Source organism: Pseudonocardia petroleophila, from assembly GCF_014235185.1.
GTDB classification, from domain to species: Bacteria; Actinomycetota; Actinomycetes; order Mycobacteriales; family Pseudonocardiaceae; genus Pseudonocardia; species Pseudonocardia petroleophila.
Genome location: NZ_CP060131.1, coordinates 3,015,404 through 3,039,712, shown reverse-complemented (window position 1 = coordinate 3,039,712; position 24,309 = coordinate 3,015,404). Strand labels below are relative to the sequence as shown.

Below are 24,309 nucleotides of genomic sequence, written 5' to 3'. Positions count from 1 at the left end.
CGCGGGTCCAGGGGCCGCGGTCGGTCAGAGGTCACCCTCGGCCGGCGACGACATCCCCTCGCGGACCTCGTCGCGCAGCCGCCCGACGAACTCCTCCACCTCCGCCACGTAGCCGCGCAGCTTCTCCAGGCGCTTGTCGGCCAGGTCGGCGAACTCCGCGAGCTGGGCGGCGAGCAGCGCCCGGTCGTCGCCGGTCTCGCTGGTCCGCGGCCAGACCAGCGCGTCGGCGCGGTCGGTCGGGTTCGCGGTGCCGGCGGTCAGCAGCTCGCGGATCTGCAGCAGCTCGCGCATCTGGTCGAGGGAGAGGTCCAGCGGCTTCATGAAACGCAGCAGCCGGATGAGGGAGACGTCCTCCTCGCTGTAGAGCCGGAACCCGCCCGAGCTGCGGGCCGACGGCGTGACCAGACCCACTTCCTCCCAGTGCCGGATCGTCCGGATCGAGAGGTCGACACGCCGGGCGACCTCGCCGATCTGGAGCGTCGCCGCCGACGGGGATCGGGCCGAGGTCCGGGCGGGGTCCGCCGTGGGGCCGGGGGCAGGCATCGACGCATCATGCCTCATCGAGGAAGGTCGCCCTACCCGACCGTGTCCACGATGTCACCACACCGGGGGACGCCGGACGGGGTCGCGGCCGGTCGCGTCATCGAGCTGGGCGCCCAGCTCGAGCAGCAGCGCGTCGTCCCCCGCCCGCCCGACGAGCTGCACGGACACCGGCAGCTCCGGCCCGTCCGCCGGCCCGTCGACGGGGCGGGCGAACGCGACCGGGAGGCTCAGCGCGGGCTGGCCGGTGATGTTGTAGGTGGCGGTGAACGGGGTGAACCGCTTCTGCCGCGCGAAGTCCTCCGCCGGGTCACCGCCCGCGGTGAACCAGCCGACCGGCCGGGGCAGCTGGGCGAGCATCGGGGTGAGGACGACGTCGACGCCCGCGGCCGCCTGCGCGCCGACGACCCGCCGCGTCACCGTCAGCGCCGACGCGGTGGCGGCGAGGTACTCCGGCCCGGACACCGCCGATCCCCGGTCGCGCCACCAGCGCGTCAGCGGGGCCAGCAGCGGCTCGGCGTCCGGCGGCACGGGGTGGCTGTGCGCGAGCACCGCCCAGAGCACCTCGAAGACCGGCAGGAACGACGCGTCGATGCCGGGCTCGAACTCGACGACCTCGTGCCCCAGCCCGGTCAGCAGCTCCGTGACCTGCTCGTACGCGGCCACGCTCGCGGGGTCGAGTACCGCGTCGGGCACCGGCGGCGTCGCGTAGCGGCCGATCCGCAGCCGGCGCGGGGCGGCGCGCAGGGCCGCGGCGAGGTAGGTCTCGGGGCGCGGCGCCAGCAGCGGGTACGGCTCCCCCGGCACCGCGACGGCCAGCGCGTCGAGCATCGCGGCGGCGTCGTCGACGGTGCGCGCCAGCGGGCCCGCCACCGACATGCCCAGCGGGTCGCCGCCGCCCGGCCCGCGCGAGACCAGCCCGCGGCTGGTCTTGAGCCCGACGAGCCCGCACGCCGCTGCGGGGATCCGGATCGAGCCGCCGCCGTCGGTGCCGTGGGCGAACGCGACCAGGCCGGCCGCGGTCGCCGCTCCCGCACCCCCGCTGGAGCCGCCGGCCAGCCGGGTCGGGTCCCACGGCGTCACGGCGGGCGGGCGGCCCGCGGGCTCGGTGTAGGGCGGCAGCCCGAACTCCGGGGTCGAGGTCTTGCCGATGCTGATCGTGCCGGCGGCGCGCAGCAGCCGCGCGGAGTCGTCGTCGACGTCGGGGACCCAGCCCGCGTACACCGGCGACCCGAACGACGTGGCCACGCCGGCCGTCATCGCGAGGTCCTTGATCGCGGTGGGCACGCCGAGGAACGGCGGCAGGTCCCCGGCCCGCGTCGCCAGGGCCTTCTCGGCCTCCCGCGCCTGGTCCAGCGCGCGATCGGCGGTGACGGTGACGAACGCGCCCAGGCGCGCGTCGAGCGCCTCGACGCGGCGCAGCGCGTGCTCCACCAGCTCGACGGCACCCAGGTCCCCGCGACGCAGGGCGGCGGCCTGGTCGCGCGCGGTCATCTCGTGCGGTTCGGTCACCTCCGAGGTCTACCACGGTGGGGCCGGCGCGCCCTGGGACCATTCCGCGGTGCCCCGTCCCGCCCTGCGCCCCTCGCTCCGCCCGGCCGCCCGCCTCGCGACCGCGGCCTGCACCGCGGTCGTGGCCGTGCTCGGGACGCGGTACGCGGGCGGCACCGGGCCGGGCCGCCTCGACGACGGGCTGAGCACGGTCGTCGAGCGGGTCCCGGCCGGGCGGGGCGGGCTGGCGTGGCGGGTCTTCTCCGTCGGCGACCCGGCCCGTGCGGTGGCCCTCACCGCCGGTCTGGCCGCCGCCGGACTGCTGCTGGGCCGCCCGCGGCTCGCCGTCGTGGCCGTCGCGGGGCCGGTGCTGACCGGCGTCGCGACCTCCGTGCTCAAGCCGGTCGTCGGCCGCCGGTTCGGCCGCCGCGGCGAGCACGCCTTCCCCAGCGGGCACACCGGCCTCGCCACGGCGCTCGCCGCCGCCGGGATGCTCCTCCTCGTCGACGTCGTGGCGCCCCGGCGGCCGTGGGACGCGGTGGCGCTCGCCGCGGGCACGCTCGCCGTCGGCGCGGGCACCGGGACGGCCCTCACCGCGATCGAGGTGCACTACCCGACCGACACCGTCGGCGGGGCCGCCACGGCCGTCGCGGTGGTCCTCACGACGGCCCGGATCGTCGACGCGATCGCCCGCTGACGGCCCGAACCGGACGATTCGCCGTCCCTGTCGTCACATCCGTCACTGCAGCACCGAGAGTCACCGTCCACGGGTGGTTGCTCACCGTGCGCTGAAGTAGCCCTCCGTGTCCCCCCTTCGTGAGTCCCCCGTTCGACGGAGAACGCTAGGGAAGCGGTAACAGCCCCTGCATGGTCGGTCGTGCTCCCCCGTCGATCGTTCCCGGACACCGGGCACAGCAGAGGCAGGTACGGCTCATGAACCGCAACGGCACCCACTCCCGCCGGCACTCCGGCCCGTCGCGGCGCCTGCTCGGCGCGGCGGTGGCCGCACTGTCGCTCGCCCTGCTCCCCGCGGCACCCGCCCTCGCCGGTGCCGCGTCCGGCGTCCTCGACGCGCCGGTGCCGGTCGCGGTGCAGCAGGGGGACACGCAGCCCCCGCCCGACGACACCGGGGACGCACCCGCCGACGACTCCCCCTCCGACGAGCCCGCCGCCTCCGACGAGCCCACCGCCTCCGACGAGCCGGCCGCGGACGAGCCTGCTGCGGACGAGCCGACGGACGAGCCGGTCTCGGACGAGCCGGCCGGCGACGAACCCACCGCCTCCGACGAGCCGACGGACGCCCCGGCCGACGAGCCCGCCGACGAGCCCGCGACCGACGCCATGCCGGCGATCACGGTCGAGGGCGACAACATCATGCGCAACGGCGAGCCGTGGTGGTTCCTGGGCTACAACTCCTTCGTCTGGTCCGGCGACTGCGGCAACGACGACGAGAAGATGTCCGCGCAGGACGTCGACGAGTGGTTCGCCGGGATGCGCCACGACGGCCACGGCGCCGTGCGCCTCTTCTTCTACGACGGCTGGAACCTCGACCGCCTCGACGCCGCCGTCGAGTCGGCCAAGCGGCACAACGTCTACCTGACGATCACCCTCGACGACGCCATCGGCGGCTGCGGGGAGAACGACAAGGAGGCCGGCTGGTTCGCCGACCAGTCCGAGCGCGACACCTTCCAGGCCCACATGGAGATGCTGCTCGAGCGCTACAAGGGCGAGACCGCGTTCGCCTGGTTCGAGTTCTTCAACGAGCCCTCCTACGAAGGTGGCGCCCTGCGCGAGTTCTACGACGAGATGGGCGCCGCCGCCGACGCCGTCGACCCCGACCGCCTCTTCTCCTCCGGCACCGTCGCCCCCTACTGGCTCGACGGCGAGGACAACTTCCGCGACGTCCACGAGAGCCCCGGCGTCGACATCGCCTCCCTGCACGAGTACGACGAGAACGAGGTCGAGTCCAACCACGGCCCCGGCGTCCGCGCCAACTCCGGCGGCAAGCCCACCATCGTCGGTGAGTACGGCATCACCGCGGGCGACGGGTGCGACAGCAGCTTCGAGTCGCGCGCCGAGCGCTTCGCCGAGAAGGCCGAGGCCTACACCAACACGGACGACGGCTACGCCGGTGCGCTGGCCTGGGCCTGGCAGCCCGGCGGCGGCGGCTGCGAGCTCGGCAACCTCGACAGCGACACCTCGAGCCAGGACGTCCTGCGCGCCTTCCGCCTCGACGAGGTGATCGGCCAGGTCGGCGACACCGTCGGCGACGTGGTCGGCGACGCCACCGGCTCGGGCGGCACGACGACCGACGCCCCCGCCGAGGACGGCACCGACGAGGACCGTTCCGACCAGGACAGCGCCGACCAGGGCCGCTCCGGCGGGGACAGCGCAGGCGGGGACAACGCAGGCGGGGACAACGCAGGCGGCGACGACTCCTCCTCCGGGGAGCCGGCCGGGGACGACTCCTCCTCCGAGGAGCCGGCCGACGGCGAGTCCGAGGGACGGCCTGCGCCGATCGGGTGATCCTCGGCGTTCGCCCACGCGGACGGCGCGCGACGCGCAAGGTGGTCCTCGCCGCCGACGAGCACCGCGAGGACCCCCATGCCCACCAGCCAGCACCTGGAACGACCGGCGCCACCCGCCGCCCCGCCCCCGCGCGGGCGACGGGTGGCGCTCGCCGTCGCACTGGTCCTCGCCGTGGTCCTGCCCTCGCAGCTCTGGGCGGTGGTCCGGCCGGGCGCCCCCGGCGACGCCCCGCCGGCGTCCTCCACCCGGGCGCGGTCCGGGACGAGCGCCCCCGACTCCCCCGCCGCCACGGCCGACCGCCCCGCCCCCCGCTCCGCGCCCGGCGGTGCGATGCCCGCGATCACCGTCGAGGGCGACCGGATCGTCCGCGACGGCGAGCCGTGGTGGTTCCTGGGCTACAACTCCTTCGTCTGGTCCGGCGACTGCGGCAACGACGACGAGAAGATGTCCGCGCAGGACGTCGACGAGTGGTTCGCCGGGATGCGCCACGACGGCCACGGCGCCGTGCGCCTCTTCTTCTACGACGGCTGGAACCTCGACCGCCTCGACGCCGCGGTGGCCGCGGCGCGGGAGCACCAGGTGTACCTGGCCCTCACCCTCGACGACGCCATCGGCGGCTGCGGCGAGAACGACAAGGACGAGTCCTGGTTCGCCGACGGCGGGGAGCGCAGCACGTTCCGGGCGCACATGGAGATGCTGCTCGAGCGCTACCGCGGCGAGACCGCGTTCGCCTGGTTCGAGTTCTTCAACGAGCCCTCCTACGAAGGTGGCGCCCTGCGCGAGTTCTACGACGAGATGGGCGCCGCCGCCGACGCCGTCGACCCCGACCGCCTCTTCTCCTCCGGCACCGTCGCCCCCTACTGGCTCGACGGCGAGGACAACTTCCGCGACGTCCACGAGAGCCCCGGCGTCGACATCGCCTCCCTGCACGAGTACGACGAGAACGAGGTCGAGTCCAACCACGGCCCCGGCGTCCGCGCCAACTCCGGGGGCAAGCCGGTGATCGTCGGTGAGTACGGCATCACCGCGGGCTCGGGCTGCGACGTCGACTACGCGGGCCGGGCCGCGCTCATCACCGAGAAGGCGCAGGTCTACACCGACACCTCCGCGGGCTACGCCGGGGCGCTCGCCTGGGCGTGGCAGCCCGGCACCGGGGGCTGCGACATCAGCAACCTCGACCAGGACGAGCCGAGCCAGGAGGCGCTGCGCACCTTCGGGTGACGGGCCGCGGGTAGCCTGCCCGTCGTGTCAGCCGACCCCGCAGCCTCCGACCCCGCAGCGACCGACGCCGACCCCCGCACCCGGGGCCTCGACTACGAGATCGTGCTCGTGGCCTACAAGAGCGCGGGCCTGGTCCGGGCGCTGCTCGACGCGCTGCCCGGGCGTCCGGTGGCCGTGGTCGACAACGGTCGCGGCGTCGACGGCCTGGCCGAGGTCGTGGCCGGGCGGCCCGGCGTCCGCTACCTCGACGGCCCCGGCCGCGGTTTCGCCTCCGGCGCCAACCTGGGTGCGCGCACCTCGACCCACGACATCGTGATCTTCGTCAACCCGGACAGCTCGCCGAGCCCGGAGATCCTCGACGCGCTGGCCGCCGACGTCGCCGCCGACCCGGGGCTCGGCGCCGTGAGCGCCACGACGGTGCTGCCCGACGGCAGCGTCGAGATCGGCGTCGGCGGCTGGGAGCCGACCGCGGGCCGGGCGCTCGTGCACGCCGTCGGCGCGCACAAGGTCTTCCCGACCGCGGGGCTGTGGGCGCGCCCGGTGCCGGGGCAGCCGATCGAGCTGGACTGGCTCAGCGGGGCCTGCATGGCGGTGCGCCGGTCGACCTTCGACCGGCTCGGCGGCTTCGACGAGCAGTTCTTCGTCTACAACGAGGACGTCGCGTTCGGCCGCAGCCTGCGCGAGGCCGGGCTGCGCCAGCGCGTCCGCACCGATCTGCTGGTGCCGCACCTGGGCGGCGGCTCGGGCGACGGCAAGACCCACATGCTCCGGTTGCGCGGTGCGTCACTGGTCCGATACGTCCGGTTGCACCATCCCGCATCCACCGTCCTGGGGATCCGGCTCGCCCTGAGCCTGGGCTACGCCCCGCGCTACCTGCTGGCCCGGGCCCGCGGGCGCACCGGGCTCGCGGCCGAGCACGCCGCCTACGTCACCGGGCTCTGGCGCGGCGCGCCCGCGGGTGTCACGACTTAGGCCGCCCTCATCTGAGCCTCACACCTTCGGCTGACAGACTGGACGCGCGTCGACGCGAGCCGAGCGGCTCGTCGGGAGCAGTCGTTCGCCCGATCAGCAGGAGGATGTGTTGGCGGATCAGATGGCCGACGGCCACCCGCCCGAAGGCCGCACGATCCTCGTCGTCGCCGACTCCCTGCGCGACAACGGTGGGGTCCGCGTGGCCCTGGAGTACGCGCGGCAGTGGCGGCTGGCGGGCTCCCCCGCCCAGGTCGTCGCGGTGCAGGACGTCGACGACGTGGCACTGGCCCCGGTCGACCCGATCGTGCCGGTCTCCTTCCTGTCCGCCCGCGGCAGCAGGTTCCGCAACACCTGGCCGGCCGCGCTGGCCCGCCTGGTCCGCCGCGCACGGCGGGCCGACGTGGTGCTCGCCGGATCGGAGACCGGGATCGGGCTGCTGCTGGCCTACGTCGCGGCCCGGATCGCCCGTCGCCCGATGGCGGTGCTGGTGCAGGCCGACCTCGACGACTCGATCGCCACCTGGGTGAAGCGCCCCGTGCAGCCGCTCACCCGGTTCGTGCACGCCCACGTCGACGCCGCGGTCAGCGTCGCCGACAGCATCGTGCCCGGGGTCGTCGCCAACGGCCTGCCCGCCGAGCGGGTGACGGTCGTCGTCAACGGCATCGACGTCGGGAGGGTCCGCGAGGCCGCCGGGCTCCCCGCCGTGGGCGCGCCCGCCGACCCGCGCCCGGCCGGCACCCCGCCCGTCGTGGTGGGTCAGGGCCGGCTCAGCGTGCAGAAGGACTTCCCGCTGCTCGTCCGGGCCCACGCCCGGGTGCTCGCGGCGGGCGTCGACCACCGGCTGGTCATCATCGGGGACGGCCCGGTCCGCGACGAGATCGCCGCCGTCGTCACCGAGGAGGGCGTCGGGGGGACGGTGCAGCTCGCGGGCTACGTCGACAACCCGTACCCGATCACCTCCACGGCCGACCTGTTCGTGCTCTCCTCGAACTCCGAGGGCATGCCGCTGACGATCCTGGAGGCGCTCGCGGTCGGGGTCCCGATCGTCGCCACCCGGTGCGGCACGGGCGTCGACCTGCTGCTGGAGGACGGCCGCTACGGCGACCTCGTCGCGGTCGGGGCGCTCGACGAGCTGAGCGCGGCCATCGAGCGGCACCTGCGCGAGCCGTCCGTGCTCGGGGAGCGCGCCCGGCGGGGCCCGGAGCACGCCCTGTCGTTCGACGTCGCCCGGTCGGCCCGCACGATCCACGACCTGCTCGCCGACCTGACCCGCTCCCGCTCGGCCCGCCGCCGGGCACCCGCGTCCGTCGCCTGACGGCGCTGCACCAACCGGCGTGCGGGCGGGGGCCCGCGCCGGACCGCACCAACGAGGAATCGGAGAAGTTGTGGGGGACGTGAAGGCCGTCATCCAGGCCGGGGGCCGAGGGACGCGGCTGGCGCCGTACTCGACGGTGCTGCCGAAGGCGCTCATGCCGATCGGCAAGGGCACCGTCGTCGACAACCTGCTCGACCAGTTCGCCGCCGCCGGAGTGCGCGAGGTCGTCATCACCGTCAGCTCGTTCGGCCCGCTGATCCGCAGCTACTGCGGTGACGGCAGCCGGTGGGGCGTCACGATCGACTACGTCGGCGAGGACGAGCCGCTGGGCACCATAGGACCGCTGAGCGCCCTGCGCGACCGGCTCGACGGACCGTTCTTCGTCTCCAACTCCGACGTCTACACCGACCTCGACCTCACGCGCGTCCTGGAGTTCCACGACGCGAGCCCGGGGCCCCTCACGGTGGTGCTGACGCCGCAGACGGTGAACATCCCCTACGGCGTGATCACCCACGACGGCGGCCGCGTCGTCGGCTTCCAGGAGAAGCCGACCGAGGTCTTCCACGTCAGCACCGGGATCTACTGCATGAGCCCCGAGGTGTTCGACCACATCCCGGCGACCGGCGCGTTCGGGTTCGACCAGCTGATGGCCGTCATGCTGGAGAAGGGGCGGCCGATCAACGCCTACGAGCACGACGGCCGGTGGGTCGACATCGGGCGCATCGAGGACCTCCGCCGGGCTCAGACCCAGCTCACGACGATGATGGACGGGATGGGCGATGACGTCGCTGACCTCTGAGACCGACACGCTCCCGCTGATCGAGCTGGGGGCGCCGATCCTCGGCGAGCCGGAGAAGCGCGCGCTGGCCGAGGTGATCGACAGCGGCTGGCTCGCGATGGGTCCGCGGGTGCGCCGGTTCGAGGAGGACTTCGCGCGCGTCCAGCAGGTCGAGGACGCGGTGGCCGTCAACTCGGCCACCGCGGCGCTCTCGCTGATGCTCGCCGCGTTCGACGTCGGCGCGGGCGACGAGGTGCTCGTCCCGTCGATGACGTTCGTCGCCACCGCCGCCACGGTCGTGCACGCCGGGGCCACCCCCGTGTTCGTCGACCTGGAGGGCCCGGACCGCCCGCACATGTCGCTCGACGACGCCCGGGCGAAGATCACGCCGAGCACGCGCGCGATCGTCGTCATGCACTACGGCGGCTACCTGATGGACCTGCCCGCCTGGCGCGCGCTGGCCGACGAGCACGGCCTGCTGCTGCTCGAGGACGCCGCGCACGTCGCGGGGATGGCCGGGGAGATCGGCGGGCTCTCCGACGCCGCCGCGTTCAGCTTCTTCGCCAACAAGAACATGACCACCGCCGAGGGCGGCATGGTGATCGCCCGCGACCCCGAGCGGCTCGCCCGGATCCGGCTGCTGCGCGCGCACGGCATGACCGCGAGCACCCTGGACCGCGACCGGGGCCGGGCCGTCGGCTACGACGTCGTCGAGTTCGGGCACAACTTCCGGATGGACGAGCTGCGCGCGGCCGTCGGGATCGTCCAGCTGGAGCGGCTGCCCGGCTGGAACGCCACCCGCCGCGAGCTCACCGACACCTACCGCGCCACACTGGCCGACGCACTGCCGACGGTGACGGTGCCGTTCGACGCCGGGCACACCAGCACCGCGCACATCCTCCCGGTCCTGCTGCCCGCAGGCTCCGACCGCACGGCCGTGATGGCCGCGCTGCGGGCGGTCCGCGTGCAGAGCTCGATGCACTACCCGCCGGTGCACCGCTTCAGCCGCTACGTCGACGCCTTCGGCGCGACCGAGCTGCCGCACACCGACGCCTTCGCCGACCGCGAACTCACCCTGCCCCTGCACCCCCGCCTCTCCCCCGCCGACGTCGAGCGGGTGGTGACCTCGCTCCGCGAGGCACTCTGAAAGGATCACGAACGTGGCCTTCGATCTCACTGACCGCACCGTCCTCGTCGTCGGCGGTGCCGGCTACGTCGGCTCCGTCATGGTGCCGCTGCTGCTCGACGCAGGCGCCTCCGTGCGCGTGCTCGACCAGTTCGTCTACGACAACGGCTTCTCCCTCGCCCCGGTGCTCGACGACCCGCGCGTCACGCTGCACCGCGGCGACCTGCGCGACGCCGAGGTCTTCGCCGCGGCCGCCCGCGGCGCCACCGACGTCGTCATGCTGGCCTCGCTGGTCGGCGACCCGGTGTGCAAGAAGTACCCGGACCTGGCGCAGGAGGTGAACGCCGACGCCACCAAGGCGATCATCGACTCGCTCGACGGCCTGGGCGTCGGGCGCTTCGTGTTCACCTCCACCTGCAGCAACTACGGCATCCACGACTCCGCGTCGCTGGCCGACGAGGAGAGCGAGCTCAACCCGCAGTCGCTCTACGCGCGCACGAAGATCGAGGTCGAGGAGCACCTGCTCAAGCAGTCGGCGCACACCGACGCCTCGATGACGGTCCTGCGGATCGCCACCGCGTACGGCCTGTCGCCGCGCATGCGCTTCGACCTGACGGTCTCGCAGTTCGCCTGGGAGATCGCCTCCGGCGCCGACCTGCTCGTCTTCGACGCCGACACCTGGCGCCCGTACTGCCACATCCGCGACATCTCCAAGGCCGTGCTGACGGTGCTGACCTCCGCGCCGGAGAAGGTCCGCGGCGAGGTGTTCAACGTCGGCGACACCTCCCAGTGCTTCACCAAGCGGATGATCGTCGAGGAGGTGCAGAAGCACGTCCCGGACGCCGAGGTGGCCTACCGCGAGGGCGACACCGACCCCCGCAACTACCGCGTCTCGTTCGCGAAGATCACCGAGAAGCTCGGCTTCACCGTCGACCACACGGTGCAGGACTACCTGGCCTCGCTCACCGCGGCCGTGCAGGCGGGCGTGTTCCCCGACGTCGCGGGCAACGTCCGGTACGGCAACTACGAGGTGCACCACCTCGAGCCGCGCGCGTGAGCCGCCGGATCACGCCCTCGCGCGTGGTCCACGCGGTCGGACGCCGCCTGGGCCTCGCCCGCAACGAGGTGGCGGTGCGCCGCCAGCTCCTGCACAGCTACGCCCCGCGCTCCGCTCTCGTCACCGACGAGACGCGGGTGGGGCGGGCGCGCGTCGCGGCCGTCGACGTCCACAACCACCTGGGCCTGTGGCTCAACCAGGGCCACGCCTGGATGGCCCCGGACGTCGGCGCGCTGCTGGCGTCGATGGACGAGCTGAACGTCACCACGATCGTCAACCTCGACGGCCGCTGGGACGCCGAGCTCGAGGCCAACCTCGACCGCTACGACCGCGCGCACCCCGGCCGCTTCCTCACCTTCTGCCACCTGGACTGGTCGCTGCTCACCGACCGCCGCTTCCCGGAGCTGCTGCCGGCGATGCTGCACCGGGCGAAGGCGGCGGGCGCGGGCGGGATCAAGGTCTGGAAGGACCTCGGTCTCGACGTCCGCGACCACGACGGCCTGCTCGTGCAGCCCGACGACCCCCGCCTGCACGACGTCTGGGAGACCGCGGCCGACCTCGACCTCCCGGTCCTCATGCACACCGCCGACCCCAAGGCGTTCTGGCTGCCGGTGGACCGCACCAACGAGCGGTTCGAGGAGCTGACCCGCCACCCCGACTGGCACCACGGCTCCCGCGACGTCCCCGGTCACGACGAGCTCGTCACGGCGTTCGAGCGGGTGGTGGCCGCGCACCCGCGCACCACGTTCGTCGGCGCGCACGTCGCCAGCTCGGCGGAGGACCTCGACCGCGCCTCGCGGATGCTCGACCGGCTCCCCAACCTCACGGTCGACCTGTCCGCCCGCGAGGCGGAGCTGGGCCGCCAGCCGCGCGCCGCCGCCGCGTTCCTCGCACGGCACCCCGACCGCGTGCTGTGGGGCACCGACTCGTTCCCGTTCCGCGACGACCAGTACCGCACCTGGTTCCGACTCCTGGAGAGCACCGACGAGTACTTCGACTACGGCGCGAACCCGCCCCAGCAGGGTCGCTGGTCGGTGTACGGACTGGGGCTCGACGAGGGCCTCTTGCAGGGGATCTACGCCGGCAACGCCCGCCGCGTCGTGCCCGGACTGCGCGTGTAGCTTGGTTGCCCCGAAACGCCCTCTACCAGAACACGGACGATCCGGACAACACATGACAGAAGATTCGAGTACCCACCCGCGGGCCATTTTCCTGGATCCCAACGACGGTTGCCTCACCATGGCTCGGGTCCTCGTTCGCCGGGGGTGCGACGTGCACCTCCTGGCCGCCGCCGCCAACTCCCACATGCTCACCAGCCGCGGAGTGCACGGCAAGGTCATGCCGGACCCCCGAGGCGACTCGCAGGCGTGGCTGGACGCGATGCGGTGCCTCGCCGACTCCGGTGGCGGGGTGGTGATCTGCGGCTCGGACGCGGCGAGCGAATGGGTCAGTGCGAACCGCTCGGCCCTGCCCGACTCCATCCGCACGTTCGAATCCGCAGACGGCGTGCACACCGCGCTGATGGACAAGTACGAGCTCTACAAGCTCGCGGCGGAGATCGGCGTGCGCGCACCGTGGATGCACCGGATCTCGACCCACACCGAACTGCGGGCCATCGACAGCGCCGTCACCTACCCCTGCGTCCTGAAGGGTGCCCTCGGCCACCGGGCCCGGGCGATCCTCGGACACGGGACGGTGCAGGTCGACTCCCGTGACGAGCTCATGACGATGGCGGACGCCCTGCTCGAGAACCAGGTCGCGTTCCTGCTCACCGAGTTGGTCCCGGGAGACGAGACCGCTCTCGAAGGTGCCGTCACCGTTCGGGGGCGCGGCGGCGACTATCCGCTCGAGTACGGCCGGCACAAGCTCCGGCAGTGGCCGCCTGACTACGGCGTCGGTTCGCTCACCTCGTCGAAGTCGGTTCCCGGCACCCTGGCGATGAACCGCAGGATCCTGGATCACGTCGGCTACTTCGGGGTCTCCTCGTGCGAGACCAAACGCCACGCGGGCACGGGCGAGCTCTACCTCATCGAGATCAACGTTCGCGTTCCGGGCTCCTTCGGCGTGGCGGAGGCGTGTGGCGTCGACGGGTCCTGGCGCCTCTACGCCACCGCCGCGGGTATCCCCCTCGGTCCGCAGCCCGCGCAGGTCGACGGCCGCCATTCGATGCTCCCCGACATCGAGTGGCTGGCGGTGCGCGCCCGGACGTCGTCGCACGACCAGACCTGGGGGGAGGTGCTCCGGAGTTGGCGGGGTACTCGCGACTTCGGGATCGTGTCGCTCCGCGACCCGCGTCCTGCGCTCTCGATGCTGGGCACCATGGTGCGGCGCCGTGTCTCGCGGATCGCGCGTGAGCAGTGGATGCGCCTGCGGGGCCGGCCCGCCGCGACGACCGTCGAGACCACCCCCGTGGCACGCATCACCCCCGAACGCGACACCCGGCGCCGTAGCGCCTGATCTCCGGTCCGACCGTCGCCCCCGTTCCACCGAACGGGTGAGCACGGCACCTCCCCACGCCGTCCGGTCCGCTCCGACGGCCGGTACCCTGACGGCGGCGGAGAGTGCGCCCCGGGGCCGACCCGGGCGACGGAGGAGATGACCATGCCGGCACGACCTCACGGCCTGCGATGTCGCCGTGTCGTGCGCGCATGGTGAAGATCCCCGCGGTCGCCCGGCGGGCCGGTTGGAACCTCGGCGACCAGATGCTGGTCAGCCTGACCAACTCGATCCTGTCGTTCATGGTCGCCAACTCGGTCGACGCCCCGTCCTTCGGTGGGTTCTCGGTCGCGTTCACCGTGTTCGCGCTGGTCATCAGCGGCAGCCGCGCCCTGGCGACGTCACCGCTGAACATCCGCTTCTCCGACGTCGACGCGGCGGAGAGCCACCGCTCGGCCGGACACGCCACCGGCACGGCGCTCGTGATCGGCTTCGCCACCGGCATCGGCTGCGGCATCGCCGGGCTGCTCCTCAGCGGCCCCGCGTCGGCGGCGCTGCTCGCGCTGGCCCTGGTCATGCCGATCGTCGTGGTGCAGGACTCCTACCGGTACGTGTTCTTCTCCCGCGGCAAGCCGTCCGCCGCCGCGCTGAGCGACGGCATGTGGACGATCGCGCAGCTGTCCTCGGTGGCCGCGCTGCTCGTGCTCGGCATGGAGTCGGTCGGCCTGCTGCTGCTGGTCTGGGGCCTGTCCGCGCTGGCCGCCGTCGGCGTCGGCATCAAGCAGTCCGGCACCTGGCCCGACCCCCGCAAGGCGCCCGCCTGGTTCCGCGAGCACCGCGACCTCACCGGCTACCTGTTCGCCTCCGCCGCCACCGCGCACGGCGCCAACCAGGGCGCGATGCTCGTCATCGCCGGCGTGGGCACCGTGCAGGCGCTGGGTTCGCTGCGCGGCGCCGCGCTGATCCTCGGGCCGACCTCGATCCTGTCGTCGGCCGCACTGAGCTTCGCCATCCCGGAGTTCTCCCGCCGGCGCAAGACCATGACCGACCGGCAGTGGCTGATCGCCGCCGCCGGGGTGTCCGGCGCCGTCGCCTTCCTCGGCCTGTGCTGGGGCGCCTTCTTCCTCCTCGTGCCCGACCAGGTCGGCCTGTTTCTGCTCGACGAGACGTGGCAGGGCACCTCGGAGATCCTGTTCGCGGCCGTCGTCGCGCAGGTGTTCGCGTGCGGCACGATCGGCCCGGTCGTGATGCTCTACGCCATCGACCGCGCGTCGTCGACGCTGCCGATCCAGATCGTCCTGGGCTCGCTCACGTTCCTCGGCGGCGTCGGCGGCGTCACGCTCGCCGGTGCCCAGGGTGCGCAGTGGGGCTTCGCGCTCGCCAACCTCGTCGTCATCCCGTTCTGGTTCTTCCGGTTGTGGCGCGAGCTGAAGAAGCGCCGCGACACCCTCGACAAGGAGGCCGGTCTCGACCCGGACCCCACCGTCGACGACTCGGCGGGGGCCGCCTCGCGCACCCCGTCCGCCGCGCACTTCATGGACGACCTGTCCTCGGCGCAGATGGCCACGATGATCATGCCGCGGATCGAGCCGCGCGCGCCCTCGCCGTCGCCGCGTCCGCGGCCGCCGGTGACCGCCGCGGCCGGTGACGCTGCGGTGGACGCGGAGGCCACGCAGGCCACCGTCGCCCGGACCGGGTCGGGCGTCGAGGCCACCGAGGTCACCCACGCCCGCACCCCGTCCGACGCGGAGGCCACGCAGGCCACCGCGGCCCGGCCGCCGTCGCCGCGGCCCGTCGGCGGCCCGGTCGCCGGCGAGCAGGGCCCGGTCCCGTCGCCGACGGCGCCGCCCCTCCCGGCCGACCGGCGCCGGCCCGCACCCCGGCCGACCGGCGCGCCGCAGCCCCCGTCGACGGCCCCGCCCCAGCCCCAGCCGATGCGGTCCGGCCCGGCTCCGGCCCGGCCCGGTCCCTACGGCCCCCTGACCCCCGGCGGGCCGCCCCCCGGCGGCCCGGGTGCGCCCTACGGCCGACCGCCGGGTGCGCCCGGCACCGGGCCCTGGCAGCAGGGCCCCGGTGGGCCCCGGCCCCCCGCGCCGCGCCCGGGCGGCCCTCGCCCGTTCGCCCCGCAGGGACCCGGCCCGAACGGCCGCGGCCCCCAGCACCCCCTCCCCCCGAACCCCGGCCCGCCCGGCGCCGGACCCGACGGCGCCGGTCCCCGCGGACCGGTTCCCGGTCACCGCGGTGGTCCCGGCCCCGGCCGTCCCGGCGCCCCCGGTCGGCAGGGTCTCGGGCAACAGGGTCCCGTTCCCCAGGGACGGCCCGGCCCGGGCGGTGCCCCGATGCCCCCGCGTCCCGTCCCCCGCGGTCCCGCCCCCCAGGGCTCCGACCGGCCGGGACCGGGACAACCGGGACCGGGACAGCACGGCCCTCGCCCGCAGGGCCCGCACCAGCAGGAACCGGCGCCGTGGCCGAACGGTGACCGCCCCGCCGGTCCGCGTCCGTACCCGGGCCCGACCGCCCGGCAGGGCGCCGAGCCCGCCCCCGCACCCCGCGACGACCAGCCCCGCCCCACCGGCCCCGCACCCTCCACCGGGCACCGGGACGAGGACCGGACCGGCAACGGGCACCCGGGCCGCGGTGCCACGGGCACCGGGAACGGCAACGGGCACTCCGGCAACGGGTCCCGGGCCGGCAACGGGTCCGGGAACGGACCGGCGAACGGGAACGGCCACCACGGCGACGCCCGGCCGGGACCGGTCGAGCCCTCGGCCCCGCACAGCGGCCGCGACCGCGTGCCCTCCCCCGACGACGGCGACCAGCCCGAGGAACCCCGGCGCAACGGCCACCCGCGCCCCTGACCACCCCGCGCGCCTGACCACCCGCGCGCCACCCGGCGTGTCCGCGGCACCCGGCCGTCCGACCCACCCCGGGCATCCGGCCGTCCGGCCCACCCGCCCCGCGGTGGACCTCAGCGGGCTCCGCGCCCCACCGGACCCCGCTCCCGTGGATCTCGTCGCGCGCACGTCCGCCGCGCGCTCTCGTCACCCACCGCTGCGAGATCAACCCCGGGCCGTCGGCCGACCGCTCCCGTCACCCGTCGGGCCGAGGATCACTCACCCGGCGTGAGGGGTACCCGCGAGCGACACGTCCGTTTCGAGCAAGTCTACTCTCACGTGAGAGTAGCTTTCTCGGAAGGAGACGATCATCGACGCCCCGACCGCCCTGCGCGGTGCGACGGCCCTGCGCGACGACCCGCTCGCCCGGACCTTCGATCCCCGCCGCAACAGCGTCAACGCCCTGCGCCTGGGCCTGGCCGGGATCGTGCTGGTCTCCCACTCGCTGAAGTTCCAGGGCTACGAGGACCCGGTCGGGCGCCTCACGGGCGGCGACGTCGACATGGGCACGATGGCCGTGGACGGGTTCTTCGCGCTGAGCGGGTTCCTCATCGTCGGCAGCTGGCTCGGCTCCCCGTCGACCGGCCGCTACCTGTGGCGCCGCTGCCTGCGCATCCTCCCCGGGTTCTGGGCCTGTCTCCTGGTCACCGCGTTCGTCCTGCTGCCGCTGGCCGCGCTGCTCGAGTTCGGGACCCTCGCCGGCTTCCCGTGGACGGGCCGGGAGTCGGCGCTGTCCTACGTCGTCGGCAACGCGGCCCTGTTCGTCCGCCAGTTCGAGGTGCCCGGCCTGCTCGGCGGCGAGGCCGTCAACGGGTCGCTCTACACGCTGTTCTACGAGTTCGCCTGCTACCTCGCGGTCGCCGTGCTCGGCGCGCTGGGACTGCTGCGCGACCGCGTGTGGCCGCTGCTGGGCGTCACCGCGGCCGTGTGGCTGTTCGCCCTGTCCGAGCTGCTCGACGGCGCGCAGCTGACGAGCCGGAGCAGCACCCTGGAGATCGCGCTGCGCTTCGGGTCGATGTTCCTCGCGGGCGCCGTCGCGGCGCGCGTGGCCCCGCGGCTGCCGATGGGGCCGGCCGGGGGCGCGCTCGCGGTGCTCGTGCTGGTCCAGGGCGTCGTGCTGGCCTCGATGGCGGCCACCCCCGAGGCGTCGACGCTGGTCTACGTCGTGATCGCCCCGGCCGCCGTCGCCTACCTGGTGCTGCTGGCCGGTGCGAGCCCGCTGCTGCACCGCGTCGGGTCCCGCCGCGACCTGTCCTACGGCCTCTACGTCTACGCGTGGCCGGTGCAGGCCCTGCTGCTGCTCGTCGGGGCCGCGACGTGGCCGCTGCCGGTCTACGCGGCGGCCTCGCTCGCGGGCGGGCTCGCGCTGGCCCTGGCCAGCTGGACCTGGGTCGAGTCGCCCGCGCTGCGGTACAAGTCCTGGACGCCGGCCGCGCTCGGGTGACGCCGGCGCTCAGGGGGTGAACGTGCGGAGCATGTCCTGGACCGTCGGATCCACGTCGAGGTTGCCGTACTCGCACTCCGACGCGTTGTCCGGACCCGGCTGCCAGGCCCACATCAGGGCCCCGGCGTAACCCTCGATCGTGGTGTACGCCCCGGCCTTCGCCCTGGCCTGCTCGGCGCGCTCGGCGAAGTCGCGCTCGCAGTCCTCGCCGGACTCCGAGGCGTAGAGCCCGAACTCGCCGACGATCACCGGCTTGCCCGCCGAGTTGCCCCGCGTGTCCGGGCCGTGGTTGGACTCGACCTCGTTCTCGTCGTACTCGTGCAGCGAGGCGATGTCGACGCCCGGCGACTCGTGGACGTTCTGGAAGTCGGCGTCCTCGCCCACCGAGTACGGGGCGATGGTGCCGCTGGCGAACAGCCGGTCCGGGTCGACCTCGTCGGCCGCCGCGCCCATCTCGTCGTAGAACTCGCGCAGCCGGCCGTCGGCGAAGTCGGGCTCGTTGAAGTACTCGAACCAGGCGATCGTGGTCTCGCCGCGGTAGCGCTCCAGCAGCGACGTCATGTGGCTGCGGAACGCGTCGCGCTCGCCCTGGTCGTCGAACCAGTCCTCGTCCTTCTCGGACTCGCCGCAGCCGGCGATGGCGTCGTCGAGGGTGATCGTGAGGTAGATGTCGTTGCGCTTCGCGGACTCCACGGCGGCGTCGAGCCGCTCGAGGTCCCAGTTCTCGAAGAAGAACAGCCGCACCGCGCCGTGCCCGTCGTGGCGCATCGAGGCGAACCAGGCGTCGACGTCCTCGGCCGTCATGCGCTCGTCGGAGTCACCGCAGTTGCCCGACCAGACGAACGAGTTGTAGCCGAGGAACCACCACGGCTCGCCGTTGCGCAGGATGCGGTCGCCGTCGACGGTGATCGGCACGTCGGTGCCCAGACCGTCGGCGGCCGGGGGCGATCCCGGGGAGCCGCCGCCCGGCGACGTCGCCGGGCCGCGGCTCACCACGACCGCCGTGACGACGCCGATCGTGACGACGAGGGCCAGCGCGGCGGCGACCACCAGACGGCGGCGACCACCGGGCAGCCGGACGGCCGGTATCGGGTTCGTGGTGGGGTCGGGGCCAGGTGCGTCGGACATGTTCAGGTGTGCCGAGCTCTCTGGATCACGGCGCGAAAGCTAGCACGGTCTTCCGTAACGTCAGTGTCAACCCCGAGCGTCGGACCCGGTGGGCGCGGGAGCGGGGGGCGTGGCGCCGAGGATCATGTCCGCGGCCTTCTCCGCGATCATCATGACGGGGGCGTAGGTGTTGGCGTTGACGATCGACGGCATCACCGACGCGTCGACGACCCGCAGCCCGTCGAGGCCGTGCACCCCCATCGTGGACGGGTCGACCACCGCGTCGTCGCCGGTGCCCATCCGGCACGACGACGTCGGGTGCAGCCCGGTGCGGCCGCTGGCCTGCACCCAGCCGAGCAGCTCCTCGTCGGTGGACAGCCCCCGGCCCGGCACGGTCTCGCCGCCGTCGTACGGGGCGAAGGCGGGCCGGTCGAGCAGGTCGCGGGCCACCCGGATCGCCCGGGGCCACCAGTCGCGCTCGGCCTGCGTGGACAGGTAGTTGAAGCGGATCGACGGCGCGTCGGTCGGGTCGCCCGTGCGCAGGGTGACGGTGCCGCGCGACTCCGGGCGGGCCGCCATGAGGTAGAGCTGGTAGCCGTGCTCGTCGACGACCGACGCGGGATCGGTCCGCGTCGCGATCGGGGCGAACGCGAGCATCAGGTCCGGGTGCTCCAGCGAGGGGTCCGTGCGGACGAAGCCCCCCGCCTCGATCTGCGACGACGCCCCCGGCCCGCGCCCGGCGACCAGCCACTGCAGGCCGATCACGGGCCAGCGGTGCCGGTGGCGCATCGTCATCATCGACACCGGCTGCGTGCAGCGGTTCTGCAGGTGGATGCCGAGGTGGTCCTGCATGCCGCGGCCGACGGCGGGCAGGTCGAGGACCGGGTCGATGCCCAGGCCGGACAGGTGCCCGGCCTCGCCGACGCCGGACAGCTGCAGGATCTGCGGGGTCTGGATCGCGCCCGCGGAGAGGATCACCTCGCCGGCGTGCACGTCGATCTCGGGCCCGCCGGCCTCGCGGAACCGCACGCCGACCGCGCGCCGCCCCTCGAAGACGACCTTGGTGACGTGCGACTCGCAGCGCACGAACAGGTTGGGGCGCCTGCGCACCGGGTTCAGGTACGCCTTCGCCGCGGAGACCCGGCGGCCGCGGCGCACGGCCCGGTCGAACGCGCCGAACGCCTCCTGCTCCTCGTTGACGTCGCCGGTCACGGCGTAGCCGGCCTCGCGCGCGGCCCCGAGGAACGCGTCGAACAGCGGGTTCGCCAGCGGGGCGGGCACGAGGTCCTGGGGGCCGCAGCGACCGCGGCTCGGGCCGGCCGCGGGGTTGCGGCTGTTCTCCAGGCGCGCGAAGTAGGGCAGGCAGTGCGCCCAGTCCCAGTGCTCCATGCCGGGCTCGGCCGCCCAGCGGTCGTAGTCGGCGGCGTGTCCGCGCTGGTAGACGACGCCGTTGATGCTGCTGGACCCGCCGAGCACGCGGCCGCGGGGGTGCACCAGCCTGCGGCCGTCGAGGTGGGGCTCCGGCTCGGACTCGAACCGCCAGTCGTGCGTCCGGCTGCCCACCGCGTAGGCCATCGCCGCCGGCATCTCGACGAGCAGGTCCCACCAGTGGTCGGGCCGCCCGGCCTCGAGCAGGAGCACCCGGGTGGCGGGGTCGGCGCTGAGCCGGTTGGCCAGCACGCAGCCGGCCGACCCGCCGCCCACGATGACGACGTCGAAGGTGGAGCGGGTCACCGCGGCGACCCCGCCCACTGCTCGGTCTCCCGGGCGACCGCGGCCCAGTCCCGGCCGGTCGCCAGGTACTCCGTCTCCAGGTGCGTGGCGAGGTTCGGCGACGCCGCCATCAGCACGTGCCGGTTCGACGCCCTGCGGTGCGACCGCAGGTTCATCCCCATCTTGAACGGCGCCAGCACGGCCGCGCGGACGCGGTCCTTGAGCGAGCCGGCCGGGGTGAGGAGCACCAGGTCGCGCAGCAGCCCGCGCCACCGGTAGGGCTCGAAGCCCTGGTAGGCGAGGCTGACGTCCCAGTCGCGGTACATGTTCTTGTGCGGGATCCTCGCCTGCCGCACGATCGACATGTCGGCGCGCAGCGCGGCCACCCGGACCCCGAACGTGCTGGTGGTCCCGAGCACGCGCACCCACTCCTGGTCGCCGACGAGCCGCTCGGCCGGCCGCCAGCCCCGCGGCTGCACGTGCGACGGGTCGCTCACCTGCCCGGCGGCGCGCTCGGCGGGCAGCGTCCCGTAGAGCGCGAAGTAGTCGGCGGGGAGCTGCGCGGCGGCCTCCTGCAGGCGCACCAGCGCGTCGGCGGTGTGCAGGTAGTCGTCCTCGCAGAAGTAGACGACGTCGTCGTCGGGCCAGCCGCGCTCGCCGGGCAGCCGCAGGGCCGCCGTCAGCGAGCCGAACAGGCCCAGCCCGGGCAGCTCGACGATCTCGCCGCGGCCGCGCATCAGGTCCAGCACCGCGTCGGACACCGGGCCGTCGTTGAGGAAGACGATCTCGCAGTCGACGGCCTCGGCGGCGCGCAGCAGCGATCTCAGCGCCAGCGGCTTGCCGTAGTAGGAGGGCCGGTCCTTCTGGTTGTCGCCGCCGTAGGAGCGGTAGACGATCCGCAGGGTCACGCGGACCTCCTTCCCCGATGGACCTGTAACGAGCGCTGCGCCTCCGCGATAGTCCGTCGAACGGACCGTCGGGGGTGACGCGCGGCCAGGATGTCGTCACGCAAGGAGAGCACGCAACACGTACGTCACGTCAGAGGAGGGTCCGGGAACGGTCCCGAACGGATGACGGATGATGGCCCGAACGTGAACGCCTACGTCGCGCGGTGGCGGAAGTCGAGCCGCTGTTACGGTGGAAGTTCACGGACCTGACCGAACCGGACGCACCTGGAGCGGAATGCCCGAGACCGCGCTCATCATCAGTGCGACGGCGCCGGTGCCGGTCGACAACGGCAAGCGCGTCGTGCTGCACGGCCTGCTGGAGTACCTCGTCGAGCGGCTGGGCCCGGAGAACGTGCACTACGCGATCGTCGACAGCCCGGGCGGTGCCCGCCCCGACTTCCCCGGCGTGGCCCACCGGCTCGACCGCCCCGGCGCGGTCAGCCAGCTCGCCACGCTCGCCCGCCGCGTGCCGACCGACCGGTCCTACACGGTCCAGGAGGCGATGTTCGGCGCGGCGAGCCTGCGCGACCAGATCCACCACCTCGTCACGTGGCTGCAGCCCGACATCGAGGTCTACGACACGCTGCGCCTGGGCCAGCACGCCCCCGAGTCCCCGCGCGGGCGTCGCCGGATCCTCTACCTCGACGACCTGTTCTCGGTGCGCTACGACCGGATCCTCGCGGTCGACGAGCGCGGCGACGTCGACATCAACCCGCTCGGCGAGTTCGCGGCCAACGTGCCCGCCCCGCTGCGGTCCCTGATCCGCCACCGCGCGGTGTACCGGCCGGTGCTGCGCATGGAGCGCGACCGCATCCGCCGCGCCGAGGCCCGGGTCGTGCACGGGTTCGACGAGAGCCTGCTGGTCAACGTCGACGAGGTGCACCGCCTGCGCCGCCTGGCCGGCACCGACCGGGTGCGCGTCGTGCACGGCATGCTGCCCGCGGTCACCCCGCCGGAGCGCGCGCCGGCCGACCCGCCGGAGCTGGTGTTCCTCGGCCGCCTCAACATCCCGCACAACGACGACGCGATCTGCTCGTTCATCCGCGCCGCGATGGGCGAGCTGGTGCGCCGCCACCCCGACATCCGGCTGCGGATCATCGGCAAGGACCCGAGCGACGCGCTGCTCGCGCTCGTCGGGCAGTACTCCCCGAACATCGTGCTGGAGGGGTTCGTCGCCGACCTCGACGACGTGTTCGCCACCGCCACGGTGTCGCTGGCCCCGCTCCGGTTCGGCAGCGGCGTCAAGATCAAGATGCTGGACGCGCTGGCCCGGGGCGTGCCCACGCTGGCCACCACCGTCTCCGTCGAGGGCGTCCCGGTGGGGCACGACGGCGGCAGCGGCTGCTACGTCGAGGACGACCTCACCCGCTGGCCCGACCTGATCGACGAGATGGTCGACGGCGCCCACAACTCCCTGCTGTCCAAGGCCGCGGTGGAGTTCTTCCAGTCCGTCTACGGCCGCGAGGTCGTCACCGCGCAGTACGACGACATCTTCGGGCTCAGCGCGCCGGTCGCGGCGGGAGCGCCCCGACCAGGCGCCTGATCTGCGCCACCCCGTCCAGCTCGGCGGTGACGAACTCGCGCCCCGCGTCGGCGACGCCCGCGCGCCGCGCGGGGTCGTCGAGCAGGGAGCGCACGGCCGCGGTGAACGCGGCGGGCCCGTCGGCCACCAGCAGGTGCTCGCCGTCGCGCCAGTGCAGGCCGCGCGCGCCGACCGGCGTGGAGACGACGGGCAGCCCGGCCGCCATCGCCTCGATCATCTTGATGTTGATGCCGGCCCCGTGCCGGACCGGGTTGACGAACACGTCGGCCGCGGCGAGGTGCGAGGCCACCTCCGGGGCGTCGACGGTGACGCGGGCCCCCGCCGCCTCCAGCTCGGCGACCAGCGCCGCGGGCGCCCGGCGGCCGACGACGTGCAGGTCGACGCCGGGGCCGCGCAGCCGCGGCCAGCAGTGCTCGACGAACCAGCCGATGCCGCCGGAGTTGTTCGCGTTGTCCAGCGCCCCCAGGAACAGCACGGTGCCGCCGGGCCCGGTGCGGTGCACCCGGTCCGCCCCGTCCTGCGGCGGCAGGAACGGCGGCACGTGGATCACGGGGGTGGCCGTGAGCCCCGCCCGGGTCGCTGCCTCCTCCTCGGCGATCTCGGCGAACACCGCGATCCGCGGGTCGGCGTGCACCGCGGCCTCGGCGCGCCGCAGCTTCCACGCCTCCGCGGCGTAGGGCAGGTTGCGCGGGAAGCGGGAGCTGCGCGCGAGCTGCGCGAAGTAGGCGGACTCCACGTTGTGCGGGCGCACGATCGCCGGCACCCCGAGGTCCCCGGCGAGCGCGACGGCCAGGTGCGCCACCCGGAAGCTGACGGCGAGCACGGCGGTGAACCCCTCCCCCCGCAGCGACGCGGCCAGCCCGGCGGGCAGCGGCCGGGAGGCGAACAGGTACGGCGCCGTGGACAGGTGCGACACCGGCCCGGTGCGCCGCGGGATCGCCGTCACCGTCACCCCGGGCAGGGCGGCGCGGTGCGCGGCCAGCTCCGGCGAGCCGTCGCCCGGGTCGACGCCGGGCACCAGCACGTGCAGCCCGACGCCCGCCGCGTGCGCCGCGCGCAGCTGGTTGAGCGACTCCACCCGCCCTCCGGAGTCGGCCGGGACGAAGGCCTCCTCGGCGATCGCGAGCCAGCGCTGTCCGGTTCCCGTTTCCACGACGCCATCCTGTCGCCCACCGTCCGGGAGCCGCCTTCGGGTG

Annotated in this window: 19 protein-coding genes; 13 read left to right on the top strand and 6 right to left on the bottom strand. The window is 74.2% G+C overall.

Features of this window, described 5'->3' with window-relative positions:
• Window positions 1-24: 24 nt before the first annotated feature.
• Together H6H00_RS15175 and H6H00_RS15170 are read right to left on the bottom strand one after the other, a co-directional pair.
• Entirely contained in the window at window positions 25-543 is a 519-nt protein-coding gene (locus H6H00_RS15175) for a MerR family transcriptional regulator (RefSeq protein WP_185721883.1), read from the bottom strand.
• A gap of 54 nt (window positions 544-597) precedes the next feature.
• Window positions 598-2,052, bottom strand: coding sequence for an amidase (locus H6H00_RS15170; protein ID WP_185721882.1), 1,455 nt, complete (start codon window positions 2,050-2,052; stop codon window positions 598-600).
• Window positions 2,053-2,101: 49 nt separating this feature from the next.
• Between H6H00_RS15170 and H6H00_RS15165 the strand changes: the two genes are divergently transcribed.
• The 12 genes from H6H00_RS15165 (at window position 2,102) to H6H00_RS15110 (ending at window position 17,803) form a co-directional block, all read left to right on the top strand.
• Window positions 2,102-2,728, top strand: a complete 627-nt coding sequence (locus H6H00_RS15165; RefSeq protein ID WP_185721881.1) for a phosphatase PAP2 family protein — start codon at window positions 2,102-2,104, stop codon at window positions 2,726-2,728.
• 236 nt (window positions 2,729-2,964) lie between these two features.
• The gene (locus H6H00_RS15160; protein ID WP_185721880.1) at window positions 2,965-4,557 is read left to right on the top strand and encodes a cellulase family glycosylhydrolase; all 1,593 of its coding nucleotides are present in this window, start codon (window positions 2,965-2,967) and stop codon (window positions 4,555-4,557) included.
• Window positions 4,558-4,635: 78 nt separating this feature from the next.
• Window positions 4,636-5,781: a cellulase family glycosylhydrolase gene (locus H6H00_RS15155; protein ID WP_185721879.1), complete on the top strand. Its 1,146-nt coding sequence runs from the start codon at window positions 4,636-4,638 to the stop codon at window positions 5,779-5,781.
• A 24-nt stretch (window positions 5,782-5,805) separates the two neighbouring features.
• The gene (locus H6H00_RS15150; protein ID WP_185721878.1) at window positions 5,806-6,753 is read left to right on the top strand and encodes a glycosyltransferase family 2 protein; all 948 of its coding nucleotides are present in this window, start codon (window positions 5,806-5,808) and stop codon (window positions 6,751-6,753) included.
• Window positions 6,754-6,862: 109 nt separating this feature from the next.
• Window positions 6,863-8,068, top strand: a complete 1,206-nt coding sequence (locus H6H00_RS15145; protein ID WP_185721877.1) for a glycosyltransferase — start codon at window positions 6,863-6,865, stop codon at window positions 8,066-8,068.
• A 79-nt stretch (window positions 8,069-8,147) separates the two neighbouring features.
• Window positions 8,148-8,867, top strand: coding sequence for a nucleotidyltransferase family protein (locus H6H00_RS15140; protein WP_185721876.1), 720 nt, complete (start codon window positions 8,148-8,150; stop codon window positions 8,865-8,867).
• Complete coding sequence (locus H6H00_RS15135; protein ID WP_221775878.1) at window positions 8,848-9,993, top strand: DegT/DnrJ/EryC1/StrS family aminotransferase; 1,146 nt, start codon at window positions 8,848-8,850, stop codon at window positions 9,991-9,993. The genes H6H00_RS15140 and H6H00_RS15135 overlap by 20 nt, the downstream gene beginning before the upstream one ends.
• A gap of 13 nt (window positions 9,994-10,006) precedes the next feature.
• Complete coding sequence (locus H6H00_RS15130; protein ID WP_185721875.1) at window positions 10,007-11,029, top strand: NAD-dependent epimerase/dehydratase family protein; 1,023 nt, start codon at window positions 10,007-10,009, stop codon at window positions 11,027-11,029.
• Window positions 11,026-12,150, top strand: a complete 1,125-nt coding sequence (locus tag H6H00_RS15125) for an amidohydrolase family protein (RefSeq protein WP_221775877.1) — start codon at window positions 11,026-11,028, stop codon at window positions 12,148-12,150. The genes H6H00_RS15130 and H6H00_RS15125 overlap by 4 nt, the downstream gene beginning before the upstream one ends.
• Before the next feature lie 151 nt (window positions 12,151-12,301).
• Entirely contained in the window at window positions 12,302-13,486 is a 1,185-nt protein-coding gene (locus tag H6H00_RS15120) for a carboxylate--amine ligase (RefSeq protein ID WP_185721874.1), read from the top strand.
• Window positions 13,487-13,677: 191 nt separating this feature from the next.
• Window positions 13,678-16,323 carry an MATE family efflux transporter gene (locus H6H00_RS15115; protein WP_185721873.1) on the top strand — a complete coding sequence of 882 codons (2,646 nt, stop codon included), beginning with the start codon at window positions 13,678-13,680 and terminating at the stop codon, window positions 16,321-16,323.
• Window positions 16,324-16,786: 463 nt separating this feature from the next.
• Window positions 16,787-17,803 carry an acyltransferase family protein gene (locus H6H00_RS15110; protein WP_185721872.1) on the top strand — a complete coding sequence of 339 codons (1,017 nt, stop codon included), beginning with the start codon at window positions 16,787-16,789 and terminating at the stop codon, window positions 17,801-17,803.
• Between the two features lie 9 nt (window positions 17,804-17,812).
• Here H6H00_RS15110 and H6H00_RS15105 read toward each other — a convergent pair whose 3' ends face one another.
• The 3 genes from H6H00_RS15105 to H6H00_RS15095 all read right to left on the bottom strand — a co-directional run bounded on the left by H6H00_RS15105 (window position 17,813) and on the right by H6H00_RS15095 (window position 21,531).
• The gene (locus H6H00_RS15105) at window positions 17,813-18,931 is read right to left on the bottom strand and encodes a cellulase family glycosylhydrolase (RefSeq protein WP_185721871.1); all 1,119 of its coding nucleotides are present in this window, start codon (window positions 18,929-18,931) and stop codon (window positions 17,813-17,815) included.
• Between the two features lie 66 nt (window positions 18,932-18,997).
• Entirely contained in the window at window positions 18,998-20,644 is a 1,647-nt protein-coding gene (locus H6H00_RS15100) for a choline dehydrogenase (RefSeq protein ID WP_185721870.1), read from the bottom strand.
• Complete coding sequence (locus tag H6H00_RS15095) at window positions 20,641-21,531, bottom strand: hypothetical protein (RefSeq protein WP_185721869.1); 891 nt, start codon at window positions 21,529-21,531, stop codon at window positions 20,641-20,643. Before H6H00_RS15095 ends, H6H00_RS15100 begins: the two co-directional genes overlap by 4 nt.
• A gap of 274 nt (window positions 21,532-21,805) precedes the next feature.
• Between H6H00_RS15095 and H6H00_RS15090 the strand changes: the two genes are divergently transcribed.
• The gene (locus H6H00_RS15090; RefSeq protein WP_185721868.1) at window positions 21,806-23,113 is read left to right on the top strand and encodes a glycosyltransferase; all 1,308 of its coding nucleotides are present in this window, start codon (window positions 21,806-21,808) and stop codon (window positions 23,111-23,113) included.
• Here H6H00_RS15090 and H6H00_RS15085 read toward each other — a convergent pair.
• A complete protein-coding gene (locus H6H00_RS15085; RefSeq protein WP_185721867.1) occupies window positions 23,070-24,266 on the bottom strand; it encodes a glycosyltransferase family 4 protein in 1,197 nt (398 codons plus the stop codon). The two genes, H6H00_RS15090 and H6H00_RS15085, sit on opposite strands and share 44 nt — an antisense overlap.
• Window positions 24,267-24,309 lie beyond the last annotated feature (43 nt).